Source organism: Embleya sp. L77 (genome assembly GCF_055557415.1).
The window spans coordinates 676,460-690,104 of record NZ_CM145710.1 but is presented as its reverse complement, the minus strand read 5'-3'; the positions used below and the strand labels follow the sequence as shown (position 1 = coordinate 690,104).

The following is a 13,645-nucleotide window of genomic DNA, read 5'->3' as shown; positions in this document are numbered from 1 at the left end:
TCAACCGGCGGCCCTCTTCACGAGTTCGGCGATGCGCGCCTCGCCGGCGGCCGTGAGTTCCTTGAGGGCGTACGACGTTGCCCACGTCGTGCCGTCGTCGAGGTTCGCCTGGTCGCTGAAGCCGAGGGTCGCGTACCTCGCGTTGAACTTCTCCGCGCTCTGGAAGAAGCAGACAACCTTGCCGTCCCGGGCGTACGCGGGCATGCCGTACCACAGCTTCGGCGCCAGATTCGGTGCGTTCTCCTTGACGATGGCGTGCAGCCGCTCGGCCATGACCCGGTCGGAGTCCTGCATCTCCGCGATCTTCGCGACGACGGCGGCTTCCGCCTCCGCCGCCTTGGCCGCCTTCGATCCCGCGCGTGCGGACGCCTTCAGCTCCTGGGCGTGTTCCTTCATCGCGGCGCGTTCCTCGGCCGAGAATCCCTCGAACGACTTCTCGGTCGCGGTGGTGCGCGCGGCGGACTTCTTCGTGCTGCTCATGGCGGGTTCCCATCGGTGGTTCCGGATGTCGAGTATCTGTGCCCGTGTTGCTGTGCGTCCGTGTGTTGCCGTATTCGTCTGTTCGTGCGTCGGTGCGGCGGCCCATCGGCGGCCGGGGCCGCGTGCCGGAGCCCGGCGTACCGCCCCGTCACCCGCGCGCCTTCGCCCGAGCCGACCCTCGCGGGCCGTTACCCGACAAGTGTCGGCGTCGTGCCCGTCATCCCCACGCGCCGGCGATCTGGCGAGTCGTGGCGTTGAGCCGGTTGAACATGTTGGTGACGCCGATCATCAGGACGATCGCGGCCAACTGCCTCTCGTCGAAGTGGGTGGCGGCCACGTCCCAGACCTCGTCGCTCACCGCGTCGGGCCGGTCCGCGAGCCGCGTCGCGGCCTCGGCCAGCGCCAGCGCCGCGCGCTCGCCGGGGCTGAAGTACGGGGCCTCCCGCCACGCGGCGACCGCGGCCAGCCGCTCGCTGCTCACGCCGGCCTTGCGGGCCGTCTTGGCGCCGGCGTCGACACACGCGCTGCAGCCGTTGATCTGACTGACCCGCAGGTGCACCAACTCCAGCGTCTGCCCGTCCACGCCACCTGCGTGTACGACCGCGAAGATCTCCTGAATAGGCTGCATCGCGTCGGACAGCACCACGGCGGGGTTCCGCATACGAGACCGCATCTCGGTGTGCTCCTTTTCCGGTTTTCCGGATCGGCGCCCGGTGTGCCCGGGGTGTTGAATCCATGACAGCCGAACCGGCGTGCCACGACGACCTCGATGGGACGCCGTGGGACAGCCGGAACGGCCGTGAACAGCGAAAACTCGACCCGGAAAGCTCTCACCGGGACGGGACAGGAAGGCAGGATCCGATGGATGTGCGACCGCAGACCGACAAGGCCGAGCCGCAGGACGAACTGGCGGCCCGGCTGCGTCTGCTCCAGGAGCTCTCCGGCCTCGGTGTACGGGCCCTGGCACGCGACGCCGGCCTCAGCTCCTCGTCCCTCTCGCGCTACCTCAGCGGGCAAACCGTGCCGCCCTGGCCCGCGGTGATCGCGCTCTGCCGGCTCGTCAAGCGCGACCCCCGCCCGCTGCGCCCCCTGTGGGAACGCTGCTCGAACCCCCTCCCCGCACCGCCCCGGACCAGCCGCCAGGGCCGGCCCACGCCCCGCAACGACCTGCCGCGCGACGTCCCGGACTTCACCGGACGCCATGCCTCGCTCGGCGCGATACTCGCCGCAGTCGACAGCCACCGGGTGGTCGCCGTCGACGGCATGGCAGGCGTCGGCAAGACCACCCTGGCGGTACACGCCGCCCACCGGCTCGCCGCCGACTACCCCGACGCCCAGCTCTACGTGGACCTGCACGGCTTCACCGAGGGCCGGGAGCCGCTCGATTCCGGCTCCGCGCTGCGCATGCTGCTCGGCGCGCTCGACGTCCCCTCCGAGCGGGTCCCCCAGGAGGGCGTCGAACAACTGGCCGCATGCTGGCGGTCGGAACTGGCCCACCGCCGCGCCGTCGTGGTCCTGGACAACGCCGTCGACGCCGACCAGGTCCGTCCGCTGCTGCCCGGCGCCGGCCCCTCCGTCGCCCTGATCACCAGCCGCAACCGACTCCTGGGCCTGGACGAGGTCCCCCCGGTGTCGCTGGACGTGCTCAGTCCGCAGGAAAGCGCCGAACTCCTGGCCCGCGCGAGCGGTGATCCCGGCGGCGCGGACGGTCGATTGGCCCGCGAGCCGGAGTCCGCCGCCGAGGTGTTGCGCCTGTGCGGCCATCTGCCGCTGGCCCTGCGGCTGGCCGCGGCCCGGTTGCGCCACCGGCCGGGCTGGACCGTGGGGGTCCTGGTCGACCGGTTGTCCCAGGGGACCGGTGAGTTCGACGCCGCGTTCGCGATGTCGGTACGGCAGTTGCCCGGCCCCCAGGCCCGTCTGTTCCGCATGCTCGGTCTGTTGCCCGGATCGACCTTCGACGAGTACGTGGTCGCGGCCGTGGCGGACGTCCCGGTGAGCAGCGCCCGGGCCATCCTCGAAGACCTGCTCGACGCGCATCTCGTCCAGCAGCCGACCGCGGACCGCTACCGACTGCACGACCTGGTGCGCGAGCACGCGCGTCGGGCCGGTGCGCAGCAGGACTCGGCGATCGCGCGCGAACGCGCGCTGGGCCGGATGCTCGACTACTACGTACACGCCACCGCCGCCGCCGACGAGGCGATGGCGTTCCTGGCACCCGGCCGACCGGCCACCGCGGGCCGAGCCCCGGCCGAACTGCCCCGATTCGCCGACAAGAACGCGGCCTTCGCTTGGCTCGTCGCGGAATACGAGAACCTGATCGCCGTCTTCGAGATCGCCGACGCCACCGGGGCCGACGCGCACGTCTGCGAACTGCCGCGTTTCATGCGCGCATATTTCGCGCGACGCTGCGGCACGACGCATCTCAACCACCTCTTCGAGCGCTCCTTGGCCGCCGCGCAGCGCCTGGACGATCCACTGCACCTGGGCGAGGCGCACAGCGACCTGGGATTCGCGCGCTACAACGCGGGACGGATGGCCGAGGCCGACGCCGCGTACGAGGCCGCGGAACCGTCCCTGTCCCGGGCCGGGACCGTCGGGGCTCGGGCCGAACTGGCCATGCGCCGCGGCTATCTGAGGTGGGATCAGGGATACGTCCAAGAGCCGCTCGAACTCTTCCGGACGGCGGGACAGGCGTACGAGACGGCCGGTTGCCCGGCCGGGGCGGCGCATGCGGCCGCATCCGAGGCGTGGGCGATGCTGCAACTGGGACACCGCGAGGAGGCGGCGCAACGCGCCCGCGACGTCCTGGACATGCCGCACCCCGACCCCGCCTGGCCGCCCACCCTGACCGCCCGGATCACCCTCGGCGTGGCCATCGCCGGCGACGAACCCGACGAGGCGGCGGAACACCTGCGCCGGGCGCTGGAATCGGCCCGCGCCGACAAGCACCTGAACAACGAGGCGTGGTGCCTGAACTGCCTGGGCGTCGCGCTGCGTCGGATGGGCCGTCACGAGGAGGCGCTGACCAGTCACCGGGAGGCGTTCGCGCTGCTGGACGAACTGTTCGAGGAACACTGGAAGATCCGCTTCCTCAACGACTACGCCGAGACCTGCCGGCTCGCGGGCCTGCCCGACGAGGCGTTGCGGCTGCACCGACAGGCGTTGGAGGCGGCGCCGACCCTGGGATACCGGCACGAGGAGGCCCGGGCGCACGAGGGCATTGCCGTCCTGCTCGAAGAGGCGGATCCGGCCACGGCCGCCGAACACCGCGGGGCGGGACTGGCCGTCCTGCGGGAACTGGACGCCGTGGCCCACTGATCGCTCCCGAGCCGGGGAATCGGGCGGGCGCAGGTCCCGCATGGACCTGCGCCCGGCTCGGCGGACTCCGCGAGCCGCCGGGCTGCCCGGGAGGGCGGCCGAGGGGGGATCAGGTGGTTGCCACCAGGAGTTCCTCCCCGCTCGACGTGCGAAGGCCGTCCGGGCGGTCGGCGAAGTATCGGTCGTTGAGGTCGGCTGCCGATACGTGCCGGGCGTCCGGGAAGCCGGCCTCGCGGGCCAGTGCCAACATCTCCTCCGGGGCGAAGAAGCTGACGAACGGCGTTCCGGACTCCCTGGCACCCTTCACCGCCACCTCGAACCCGGCGCGCTTGTCCGCGTCGAGCAGTTCCGGCGGCAGCTGGAACGTCATGGCCAGCGTGGATCCCGGGGCGAGTGAGGCGAGTTGGCGCAGCGTGGCGGCGTTCGCCTCCTTGGTCAGGTACAGCGCGACGCCCGTGGAGACCACCACCGCCGGCCGGTCGGCGTCGAAACCGGCGGCCGTCAGCCGATCCCACCACGACCCGCTCGCCTCGAAGTCGACCGGAACCAGCCGCAGCCAGTCCGGGACGCCGAAGCCGAGTTCGACCAGCCGACGGCGCTTCCAGGCCTGCGGTTCGGCCTGGTCGACCTCGAACACCCGCAGGCGGGAGCCGATTTCCGGTCTGCGCTGCGCGAAGGTGTCCAGGCCGGCTCCGAGAATGACGTATTGGTCGACGCCCCGAACGGCCTCTTCCACCACCAGGTCCTCGATGAAGCGGGCCCGGGCCACGATCGCCGCCCGGAACCACTCGGTCAGGGTCGGATCCATGTCCCCGCGGCGGAGCCAGTCGTCGCCGGGATCGGCCAGTTGCAGGCCGACCTCGTCCTCCAGGACGTACGGCGGCGTGTCGATCCGGACGTGCAGGGCCCGCCACAGGGCGGTCCGTACCGCCGTACTGTCCGGGCGTGCCGCGGTGTTGTCCGGGCGTGCCGCGGTTCGTTCGTCAACCATCGCGAGCTCCCTCTCCGATGTTCGGGATCACTGCTGCGCCGGAGCCTGGAGGTTCCACAGACGACCGTCGGGGTCGCGCACGACCATTTCCCTGGTTCCGTAGTGGGTGTCCTCGAACGCCGTGACCACCTCCGTGCCGGCGGCGGGGCTGAACGCATCCGCATCCGGCACCTTCAGGACGAGCCGCATTCCGGGTTCCTGGTCCTGCGGGACCTCGGCGATGAACACGTAGGGGCCGTCGCCGTTGCGGAGTTGACCGGAGTTGTGATCGGTCGAGAACTCCAGCTCGTATCCCAGACCCTGGAAGAACTTGGCCGCCCTGCCCCAGTTGTGCGTCTCCAGGAACACGGCCTCGATGCCTTCGGTGGTCATGTCAACTCTCCTTCTCGGACGATGGCTCTCGTTCGGGTCGGGTGTCGTCGAGGTAGGCACGCAACGCGGCGGCGACCAGCGCCGACAGCGACAGCTCCGAATCGATGGCACGGTGCTTGACCTGCTTGATCAATCCGATCGGCAGGTAGACGTTGAATTGCTTCACATCTTCGTCGCCCACGAGGTGATGCTAGCAAACTAATAACCTAGATGCCGGCGTGCTCTCCCGGATCGGGGGCGGGTCGCGCGCGGAAGGCGGGGCCGGTGTCGGGTCGTGTGCCGTGCAGCGTCGCCAGGTGCCGGGGCGAACGAACTGCCGACGGACATCGGGAGCACGCGCCGGTGGCCTCGACGGGGCCGGACGCGCTCGGCCGGCTCCCCGACCTCAGGGTCGGGAACCGGCGTTCAGGGGGACTTGCGATGCCTGCCCGGGCCCGGGCCGAGTCGGGCCCGGCGCTCGGACGACTCGGATTGCCGCTCCGACGGATCGTCGTTGCCGAGCGCTCGTTCCTGAGCGCCCGGGTAGAGCAGGCGGGCGGCCTCGACGTAGTTCGCCACGACCGCGAGGGTGACCCACTGGTATCCGTCCCATTCCAGGACGACGCGCGGCGACTCGCGGTCGACGTGCGGGGCGCGTGGTGGGCCGACGAGATGGACCGCCTTGCGCTCGCCGACCGGGCGGAGCCGCTGCGCGCGGCGCTCGGCCCACCGCTCCAGGGATTCGTCCTCGCTCACGCGCTCTCTCCATGGCTACCCGTGGCACTTTCGACCAGAACCTATCCGGGCGGGCGGCCTCCCGAGCGCCGATCGCACGAATTCCAACCGAGAGTGGTACGCGCCGACCCGCGGCACCGCCGCTCGACGGTACGGACCACGACCCGTTCGTGCCGCCGACCGCCTAGCCCGACGTCGGCTCTGCCGAGGTCTCGCGCGATGGAACGCAGGCCGGCTCACGAAGGCCCGGGCGGCCGCCGACCAGGCCGAACTGCGGGTCGAGGGCGGAGGTTCACGGCTTCGACGTGGCTGATATCTGCAAGCAGGCGAGCGAGTATCCGGGCAGGACAGGGCGGGGCCGGTTGCCGGTTGCCGGTCGCCCGGTCGAGAGTGCCCTGCCCCGGCGGCCGGGGGCATCAGTCGGCGGACTCGGCCTTGATGTAGTCCTCGTACTCACGGGCCGTGAGCAGATCCGCCATCTCGTCGCCCTTGGCGAGGGTGATCTCGATCATCCATCCGTCGCCGTAGGGGTCGGTGTTGACGTCCTCCGGTGAATCGCCGAGGCCGGGGTTGACGGCGGTGACCGTGCCGGAGAGCGGCATGTAGACCTCGGTCACCGCCTTGACGGACTCCACCGAGCCGAACGGTTCGCTCGTCTCGAACCGGTCGTTCACCGAAGGCAGTTCGACGAAGACGACGTCGCCGAGCTGTTTCTGTGCGAATGCGGTGATCCCGACGGCCACCCGCCCGTCGCCGAGCGATCGCACCCACTCGTGGTCCTTGGTGTACTTCAGGTCTTCCGGGTTCATGAGGGCCTCCGGGAGGTTGCGGCCGAGGCGCCGTCACCGATCGGCACCATCGCCGAGCTTGCTATAAACGCCCCGAGTTCGGTGGGATGTTCACCCGAATGGGTGGGTCACTGAGCCTCCGGCGCGCGGCGGGGGAGCGGGGCGATGTTCGCAGCGGTCGTCACCGCGCCGGACGCCGCGGTTCAGGGTCTCCCGTAGCGTGCGGGGCGGAGGACGACGCGGACGGCGGGGCGCACGGGGGCGGACGACGAGGACGCTCGGAGCGAGGTCTCTCCCCGGCCGGTCGGCATGTGCAAACAGGGCGCGGCCAAGCGGCACGAGATCGATCACCGCTGCCGTCCCCCAATCCTGCCCTTGCGCTCTGAACGTGCAGACTCGTCGGGGGGCCGGGAAATGGGTCGCTGGGCTGGATGGGGCGCTGCTAGCTTGCGGCCGTGGATCTCTTCTCACGTTCGTGGACGGCGTTGCGCCGGGCGGTTGCCGAGCTTCGGGACGAGGATTTCGCGCGGCCGTCCGGCTGTGCCGGCTGGCTTGTGCGGGATCTGGTGTGCCACCTGGTCATCGACGCGCAGGATGTCCTGATCACTCTCGTGACCCCGGCCAACACCGAGCCGACCCGGGATGCGGTGACCTACTGGCACGTCGCGCAAACGCCGCCGACGGGCGAGGACCCGCTCGACGCGCTGATCGTGCGACTGGCCGCCGCGTACCGGGAGCCGGGGCTGCTCAAGTTCCACCTGGACGACGTGGGTTCCGCCGCCGGCCGAGCCGCCGAACTGGCCGATCCGGGCCTGCGGGTGAGTACGCAGGACCAGGTTCTCACCGCCGGCGACTATCTCGACGCGTATATCCTGGAGTGGACCCTGCACCACCTCGACCTGATCGCGCACCTGCCGGAGGCCGCCGAGCCGCCCGCGGAGGGTCTTGCCCGCACGCGCGAGCTGCTGGAGAGGATCGCGGGGGCGGCGTTCCCCGCGTCGTTCTCGGACAAGGACGCGCTGCTGATCGGCACCGGACGGCGCGCCCCGACCGACGCGGAGCAGGCCGAACTGGGCGAGACGGCGGCGCAATTCCCGCTCTATCTGGGCTGATTGCCCGGCCGGAGGGGGTGTCTCGGGCCGACGGGCGGGACGGCGATACGGGCCCCGGCGACGCCGCTCGAACACGGCCGCGCGCTCGGTGGTCGTCAGCGGCGCGTCGGCCGAGGGACGACGGGGGAGAGGACGACGTGTGCCGGGCGCCGTGCGGCGGGCGTCAGGGGAGCAGCGTGAACGGCGCCGTGGCGCGGACCTCGCCGTTGACGATCATCTCCAGGTCGCGCGGGCCGGGCGGTTCGGCGCGCGTGGTCACCGGGCGGAACGAATGTGCCCTGGCGAGCGTGAACGTGTCCCCGGCGCCCTGCGCGACCCGCTCGGCCAGGTGGAACACCCGACGGGAACCGTCGCGGCAGACCGCGTACTTCAGCAGCAGCGGTCCGGGCTCCTCGGCGCGCACGGTGACGGTGAACGGGAGACGGTCGCCGATCACGACGGTGTCCGCGACCACCAGCGATTCCACCGTGCCGCTGCCGTGCGCCGCACCCACCAGGCCGAGGGCCTCGGGATGGCCCGCCCGCAGCAGACCCCGGGCGGCGTGGCGCACGACCCGGTCGGTGTGCTCGCCGCCCTCGGCCTGCCAGCGGCGCAGCATGGCCAGCGCGGTGTCGGGATGGTCCTTGGCGATGTCGTTGACGTGGTTGGCGACCGAGCGGCGTACGTACTCGCTCGGGTCGTCGCGCAGCCGCTCCAGGATCGGCAGGGTCGGGCCGGGAGACATCAGCCGGCGCACGCGCGCACCCCAGGGCAGCCGCGGGCGGGTGCCCTCGGACGCGAGGCGACGCAGGTGCTCGTCGGGGTCGTCGGCCCAGTCCCGGACGATCTTCAGCGCGATGTCCTCATAGCGGTCGAGGTAGGGGCGTACCGCGAACTCGGCCGTGGCGAACGGGGTGATCACGGCGAGGGTGTGCATGGCCTCGTCGAGGTGCTCGACGCCGTGGGTGGCGACGTAGTCGGTGGCGGGCCAGCCGCTCCACATGTCCAGGTCGGTGTGCGTCGTGGCCTCGCGCAGGACCGGCGCGGCCTGCGGAAAGGGCAGGTCCAGGCTCGCGTGCAGGGCGCGGGCGACATGGCCGACACGGGCCTTGAGCTCCAGCCCGTCCAGCCCGGCGAGGGCGCGGGCGACGAAGCGGTCGCGGGGGAAGACGCCGCGGGCAGCGGCGACTCCGTCGGCCAGCGTGGCGACGGAGGTCGCGTTGATCATGTCCTTGAGCGGTGGGGCCATGCGGGCCACGGTGCCGGCCCGGTCCGACATCGGCCCGATTCGTGGCCGTGTTCGCGGGCCGGCGGCTGCCGACGCGGAGACGGAGGACGCTCCCGACCGCGCGTTCGGTGGGAGCCGGTCCGGTTCGGCGGCCGCGTGCCGGTGGGGGAGGCGAAGCCGGTATCGCCGCCGGACGGCTCGGCCGGGAGCGCCGGGCCCCGCCGGCGCCGTCACCGCGTTATCGTGCATGGAGTTCGCCGGGTGTCGGCCGGTATCGGCGTGGTGGCCGCGCGGTTGCAGGGAAGGTGGTGGCCAGGGGATGCCGAGGTCGCAGGCTCAGGCGGTGCGGAGGCCGGTGTTCGCGCGGTTCTACGCGAATGTGGCGGGACCGGGGCTGGAGAAGGCGGGCGTCGGGGAGCACCGCAGCCGACTGCTGCGCGGCCTGGCCGGTGAGGTGTTGGAAATCGGTGCGGGGCACGGCGCGAACTTCGGGCACTACCCGTCGTCGGTGGCGCGCGTGGTGGCGGTCGAACCGGAGCCGCGACTGCGGGCATTGGCCGTCGAGGCCGCCCGGGGTGCGGCGGTGCCGGTGGACGTCCGGGACGGGCTGGCGGATGGGCTGCCGTTCGAGGACGGGGCATTCGATGCCGTGGTGTTCTGTCTGACGCTGTGTTCGGTGCCCGACCCGCATGCGGCCCTTGGCGAGGCGTACCGGGTGTTGCGGCCGGGTGGTCGGCTGCGGTTCTTCGAGCACGTGCGGGCGCGCAGTACGCGGATGCGGCGGGTGCAGCGGGTGGTGGACGCGACGGTGTGGCCGCTGCTGTGCGGAGGCTGTCACACCGGGCGGGACACCGAGGCCGCGATCCGCCGGGCCGGCTTCGCGATCACCGAGCTGGACCGCTTCGCGTTTCCGGACACGCGGGTCCCGACACCTGCGGCGAGCCACATCCTCGGCACCGCCGTACGCCCCGAGGCTCCGGCCACCGGCGCCCCGGCCGCCGGCGTGGCGGGCGAGACGTGACGACCGAGGCTGCGTAACCCGGCGGGTGCGGGCTTTCTTCGCCGCGCGACGGTGACGAGCACGACGGTGATCTCGCCCGTGGGCATGCGCCGCAGGGTCTTCGGGGCGATCGAGCGCCAAAACGCGTACGCATCTACGAGCAGGCCGCCGCCGCACAGGTCGACAAGCTGCGCGTACAACTCGGTCGCGCCGAGGAGTTCGCCGAAACCCTCCGCACCCGACTGACCCAGGGCAACCCGCCGCAGACCGCTGACCCGACGTGTGCGGCGCTCGCCCGTAGCGGCGGACGGCTTGGTTGCGGGGGACACCGTCAAGCGTTCCCGTCGGCCGACGGCGGTGCCCCCGCGCGCCATGTGACCGCTGCGCCGGACGCGACGATCAACGTGATACCGGCGAGTGCGGACGGGGGCAGGTCCTCGCCGAGGGCTGTGACGCCCACCAGGGTCCCCACCACCGGGTCGAGGGCGAACAGGGTTGCCACCACCGGAGCGCCGGCGAGTCTGACGGCGGTGAAGTCGAGCGTGAAGGCCAGCGCCACTCCCAGGACGCCGGACAGGCCGACCAGGGCCCACTGACCTGCCTCCACCCGCGGTACGGCGGGCCCGGAGAAGGGCAGCAACAGCACCGCCGAAACCGCCACGGACAGGCCGAGGCCGTGCAATCCCGGGTCGGCCCGGCCGACTCGCTGCGCGAACACGGTGTAGAGCGCCAGCGCGAGTGCGGAGAGCAACCCGAAGCCGATCCCGAGCCACTCGACACCCCCGCCGGGCCGAGTGACCAGCACGACGCCCACCAGGCCGACCAGGGGAAACAGCGCGTCGCGCCGGGTCCGGACCGAAGCGACCGCGACCGTGAACGGCCCCAGGAACAACAGGGCGGCCGCGACGCCGAGCGGCAGCCGGTCCACCGCACCGTAGAACGCCACATTCATGCCGGCCATCGCCGATCCGTACGCGAGGATTGCCGCCCATTCGCCCCGACCACGCCGGCGCACCCTCGGCCGCACCAGCGCGCACAGGACGAGCGCGGCGGTCGCCTGCCGCAGTCCTGCCACGGCCGGCACGCTCAACGCGCCGAAGAGCCCCGACGAGAGCGCGGCCGAGGTCTGCACACCCAGACAGCTGACGAGCACCAACACGGCACCGACGAACGGACCCCGCCGAGGGGACCCCGACCCCGCCTCGGCCCTCGACCCCCTCGATCCCGGTCCCGACCCTGCTCCTGTTCCTGTTCCTGTTCCCGAGGCTGTTCCCGGGCCTGTTCCTGCTCCCAAGGTGCCTGCCATATCCACCCCTCGGCCGGTGCGATGACCCGGCCCGACATCGACGCCCCCACCGTCGTAACGATCGTTTCGGTATAACGAGCGTTATAGTACGGGCATGGCACAGGACTCCCGGCCCGACCCCGCCGCCTCCGACCCCGCCGACCACTCCGCACCGACACCGGACGCGCCCCCCAGAACCCGGCTGCTCGACGCCGCCGACGAGCTCTTCTACCGCGACGGCATCGCTCGAACGAGCGTCGATCGAGTCCTGGAGCAGGCCCACGTCTCGCCCGGCACGCTCTACGCACACTTCGGCGGCAAGGACGGTCTGATCGCCGCCGCGCTGCAACGCCGCCTGGATCGCTGGGACCGGATCTGGCAGGAGGCCGTGGACGCCGCGGACACCCCCGCCGGCAAGCTGCTGGCACTCTTCGACGCCGTCGCCACCTACCGCAACCGCCACATCCCCGCACGCGGCTGCGCCTTCCTCGCGACGGGCACCGAACTCCCGTCGCCGGAGCACCCCGCCCATGCGGTACTCGCCGCGGAGTCGGCGCTGCTCGGCACCAGGCTGACCCTGCTCGCGGACGCGGTCGGCGGCCCGGACCCCGCCGCCCTGGCCGCGGACGTACTGCTCGTGTACGACGGCGCGATGGCCGGCCTGTTGCGCGGGTGGGAACCGGACCCGCTCGCCCACGGCCGAGCCGTGGCGGCCCGACTGATCGCGAACGGCCGCTGATTCCCACTGCCACAACCGACGACCCGACGACGTTCCGCGACCCCGGCCTACGATCATCCGCGTGACCACTGCACTGATCCTGATCGACCTGATGCCTCGCATCCTCGCCCTGCCCTCGGCGCCGCACTCGGGTGAGGAAGTACCCGCCCGCTGCGGCCGGTTGGCCGACGCGTTCCGGGCGGACCGGAGTTACACCTGAACCCGACGCGCCCGGCGACCGTCCCACTCGGCGGTCCCGAGTGCTCGTTCGAGGCCGGCGCCCGGACGGGTACCGGCCTCCAAAGGCCGGGTGCGGCCTGCGGTTGACGCTCTTTTTCCTCCTGCACATGCTGGTGCAATGACTGATATCGCACGGCTTTATCGCCGTTGGCTCTTCGATCTGTGGGAAGGCGACTTCCGCCTCGCCGAGGAGATCCTCACCCCCGACGCCGTCGGCCACTGGCCCGCCTTCGACGTGCACGGCCCCCAGGGCTTCGTCGAACAGGTGCGCCAATCGCACACCTACTTCGGCTCGATCGAGAACACGCTCGACCTCGGCCCGCTCGTCAGCGGCGACATGGTCTCCGCCCGGTGGACCTTCCACGGTGAATACCGCGGCGGAATCCCCGGTACCACGGTCCCGGCGGGTACGAAGACCTCCTTCGTCGGGCACGACATCTTCCGCGTCGCCGACGGCCGGTTCGCCGAGTACTGGGTGGTCTCGGACGGCCTCGGGATGATGGCCGCCCTGGGCGCGCCGGCGGACTGAGCTCCTCGCCCGACCGTCCGCCGCACTGCCTCACTGCCGGCAACTCCCGGTCGTCGCAGGCACGTTCCGGGCCGGGAAAGCGCGACGCGGCGCGGCGGCCGGGCCTCCCGCCCGACCCCGATCCCGCCGATCCCTGTCGCCCGCACCGGGAGTGCACACGCGAGCCGGTGCGGCGTGCATGGTCACGGGACGCAGGTTCTGACATCATGGACAAACGGATCACTGTTCCGGTATCGACGGCGCGGAACAATGGTCTGGTCGGCAACCGAACGACGGAGGCAATCGCACAATGCCCGACATCGGCAGCGAATCGGGATCGGCGGTCCCCAGGAAGCGGGCCGACGCCCGGCGCAACGAGGAGACCCTGCTGGAAGCGGCCGGCGCGGCCTTCGTCGCGTCCGGCGTCGATGTGCCCGTGCGCGACATCGCCGCCAGGGCCGGCGTGGGCGTCGCCACGATCTACCGCCACTTCCCGACGCGGGCCGACCTCGTCGTCGCCGTCTACCGACACCAGGTCGAGGCGTGCGCCGAGGCGGGCCCGGCCCTGCTGGCGGGCGGCACGTCACCGCACACCGCTTTGACCCGCTGGATCGACCTCTTCGTCGACTTCCTGGTCACCAAGCACGGCCTCGCCGAGGCGCTACAGTCCGACGACGCCGGCTTCGCGACCCTGCACTCCTACTTCATCGACCGCCTCGTGCCCGTCTGCGCCGACCTGCTCGACGCCGCAGCGGCGGCGGGCGAGATCCGCCCCGACATCCGGGCCTTCGAGCTGATGTTCGCCGTCGGCAACCTGTGCATCGGCGCGAACAAGGACTCCCGCTACGACGCCCGCCGCATGGTCGAACTCCTCCTCGCCGGCCTGCTCCTCCACTGACGCCCCCACCCCGA

The 13,645-nt window shown here is 71.8% G+C and carries 16 protein-coding genes; 7 read left to right on the top strand and 9 right to left on the bottom strand.

Translation table 11 applies throughout. The annotated features are described in order from the left end of the window. Both ACZOOI_RS33095 and ACZOOI_RS33090 read right to left on the bottom strand, forming a co-directional pair. Nucleotides 1–480, bottom strand: coding sequence for an iron chaperone (locus ACZOOI_RS33095; protein ID WP_465283247.1), 480 nt, complete (start codon nucleotides 478–480; stop codon nucleotides 1–3). Between the two features lie 217 nt (nucleotides 481–697). Beyond that, nucleotides 698–1,153, bottom strand: a complete 456-nt coding sequence (locus tag ACZOOI_RS33090; RefSeq protein ID WP_465283246.1) for a carboxymuconolactone decarboxylase family protein — start codon at nucleotides 1,151–1,153, stop codon at nucleotides 698–700. Between the two features lie 188 nt (nucleotides 1,154–1,341). Between ACZOOI_RS33090 and ACZOOI_RS33085 the strand changes: the two genes are divergently transcribed. After that, the gene (locus ACZOOI_RS33085) at nucleotides 1,342–3,798 is read left to right on the top strand and encodes a tetratricopeptide repeat protein (RefSeq protein WP_465283245.1); all 2,457 of its coding nucleotides are present in this window, start codon (nucleotides 1,342–1,344) and stop codon (nucleotides 3,796–3,798) included. 109 nt (nucleotides 3,799–3,907) lie between these two features. Here the strand turns inward: ACZOOI_RS33085 and ACZOOI_RS33080 are convergent, their stop codons facing one another. The 5 genes from ACZOOI_RS33080 to gcvH form a co-directional block, all read right to left on the bottom strand. Further along, nucleotides 3,908–4,789: a class I SAM-dependent methyltransferase gene (locus tag ACZOOI_RS33080; protein WP_465283244.1), complete on the bottom strand. Its 882-nt coding sequence runs from the start codon at nucleotides 4,787–4,789 to the stop codon at nucleotides 3,908–3,910. Nucleotides 4,790–4,816: 27 nt separating this feature from the next. Continuing rightward, complete coding sequence (locus ACZOOI_RS33075; protein WP_465283243.1) at nucleotides 4,817–5,161, bottom strand: VOC family protein; 345 nt, start codon at nucleotides 5,159–5,161, stop codon at nucleotides 4,817–4,819. A gap of 1 nt (nucleotide 5,162) precedes the next feature. Continuing rightward, complete coding sequence (locus tag ACZOOI_RS33070; protein ID WP_465283242.1) at nucleotides 5,163–5,342, bottom strand: CopG family transcriptional regulator; 180 nt, start codon at nucleotides 5,340–5,342, stop codon at nucleotides 5,163–5,165. Between the two features lie 224 nt (nucleotides 5,343–5,566). Further along, nucleotides 5,567–5,896: a DUF6087 family protein gene (locus ACZOOI_RS33065; protein ID WP_465283241.1), complete on the bottom strand. Its 330-nt coding sequence runs from the start codon at nucleotides 5,894–5,896 to the stop codon at nucleotides 5,567–5,569. Nucleotides 5,897–6,291: 395 nt separating this feature from the next. Next, a complete protein-coding gene (gene gcvH / locus ACZOOI_RS33060; protein WP_465283240.1) occupies nucleotides 6,292–6,684 on the bottom strand; it encodes a glycine cleavage system protein GcvH in 393 nt (130 codons plus the stop codon). Between the two features lie 434 nt (nucleotides 6,685–7,118). Between gcvH and ACZOOI_RS33055 the strand changes: the two genes are divergently transcribed. Continuing rightward, nucleotides 7,119–7,775 carry a maleylpyruvate isomerase N-terminal domain-containing protein gene (locus tag ACZOOI_RS33055; RefSeq protein WP_465283239.1) on the top strand — a complete coding sequence of 219 codons (657 nt, stop codon included), beginning with the start codon at nucleotides 7,119–7,121 and terminating at the stop codon, nucleotides 7,773–7,775. A gap of 163 nt (nucleotides 7,776–7,938) precedes the next feature. On the opposite strand, the gene ACZOOI_RS33050 is transcribed toward ACZOOI_RS33055, so the two are convergent. Beyond that, nucleotides 7,939–9,003, bottom strand: a complete 1,065-nt coding sequence (locus ACZOOI_RS33050; protein ID WP_465283238.1) for a DNA alkylation repair protein — start codon at nucleotides 9,001–9,003, stop codon at nucleotides 7,939–7,941. Nucleotides 9,004–9,301: 298 nt separating this feature from the next. Between ACZOOI_RS33050 and ACZOOI_RS33045 the strand changes: the two genes are divergently transcribed. Beyond that, nucleotides 9,302–10,003, top strand: a complete 702-nt coding sequence (locus ACZOOI_RS33045) for a class I SAM-dependent methyltransferase (protein ID WP_465283237.1) — start codon at nucleotides 9,302–9,304, stop codon at nucleotides 10,001–10,003. Between the two features lie 310 nt (nucleotides 10,004–10,313). Here the strand turns inward: ACZOOI_RS33045 and ACZOOI_RS33040 are convergent, their stop codons facing one another. Then, on the bottom strand, nucleotides 10,314–11,141 hold the full coding sequence (locus ACZOOI_RS33040; protein ID WP_465283236.1) for an EamA family transporter: 828 nt from the start codon (nucleotides 11,139–11,141) through the stop codon (nucleotides 10,314–10,316). A 241-nt stretch (nucleotides 11,142–11,382) separates the two neighbouring features. On the opposite strand from ACZOOI_RS33040, the gene ACZOOI_RS33035 reads away from it, so the two are divergent. The 4 genes from ACZOOI_RS33035 to ACZOOI_RS33020 all read left to right on the top strand — a co-directional run bounded on the left by ACZOOI_RS33035 (nucleotide 11,383) and on the right by ACZOOI_RS33020 (nucleotide 13,631). Further along, nucleotides 11,383–12,006 carry a TetR/AcrR family transcriptional regulator gene (locus tag ACZOOI_RS33035; protein WP_465283235.1) on the top strand — a complete coding sequence of 208 codons (624 nt, stop codon included), beginning with the start codon at nucleotides 11,383–11,385 and terminating at the stop codon, nucleotides 12,004–12,006. Between the two features lie 61 nt (nucleotides 12,007–12,067). Next, nucleotides 12,068–12,205, top strand: coding sequence for a hypothetical protein (locus tag ACZOOI_RS33030; protein ID WP_465283234.1), 138 nt, complete (start codon nucleotides 12,068–12,070; stop codon nucleotides 12,203–12,205). A gap of 138 nt (nucleotides 12,206–12,343) precedes the next feature. Beyond that, nucleotides 12,344–12,754: an ester cyclase gene (locus ACZOOI_RS33025; protein WP_465283233.1), complete on the top strand. Its 411-nt coding sequence runs from the start codon at nucleotides 12,344–12,346 to the stop codon at nucleotides 12,752–12,754. A gap of 289 nt (nucleotides 12,755–13,043) precedes the next feature. Next, complete coding sequence (locus tag ACZOOI_RS33020) at nucleotides 13,044–13,631, top strand: TetR/AcrR family transcriptional regulator (RefSeq protein ID WP_465283232.1); 588 nt, start codon at nucleotides 13,044–13,046, stop codon at nucleotides 13,629–13,631. Nucleotides 13,632–13,645: the final 14 nt, after the last annotated feature.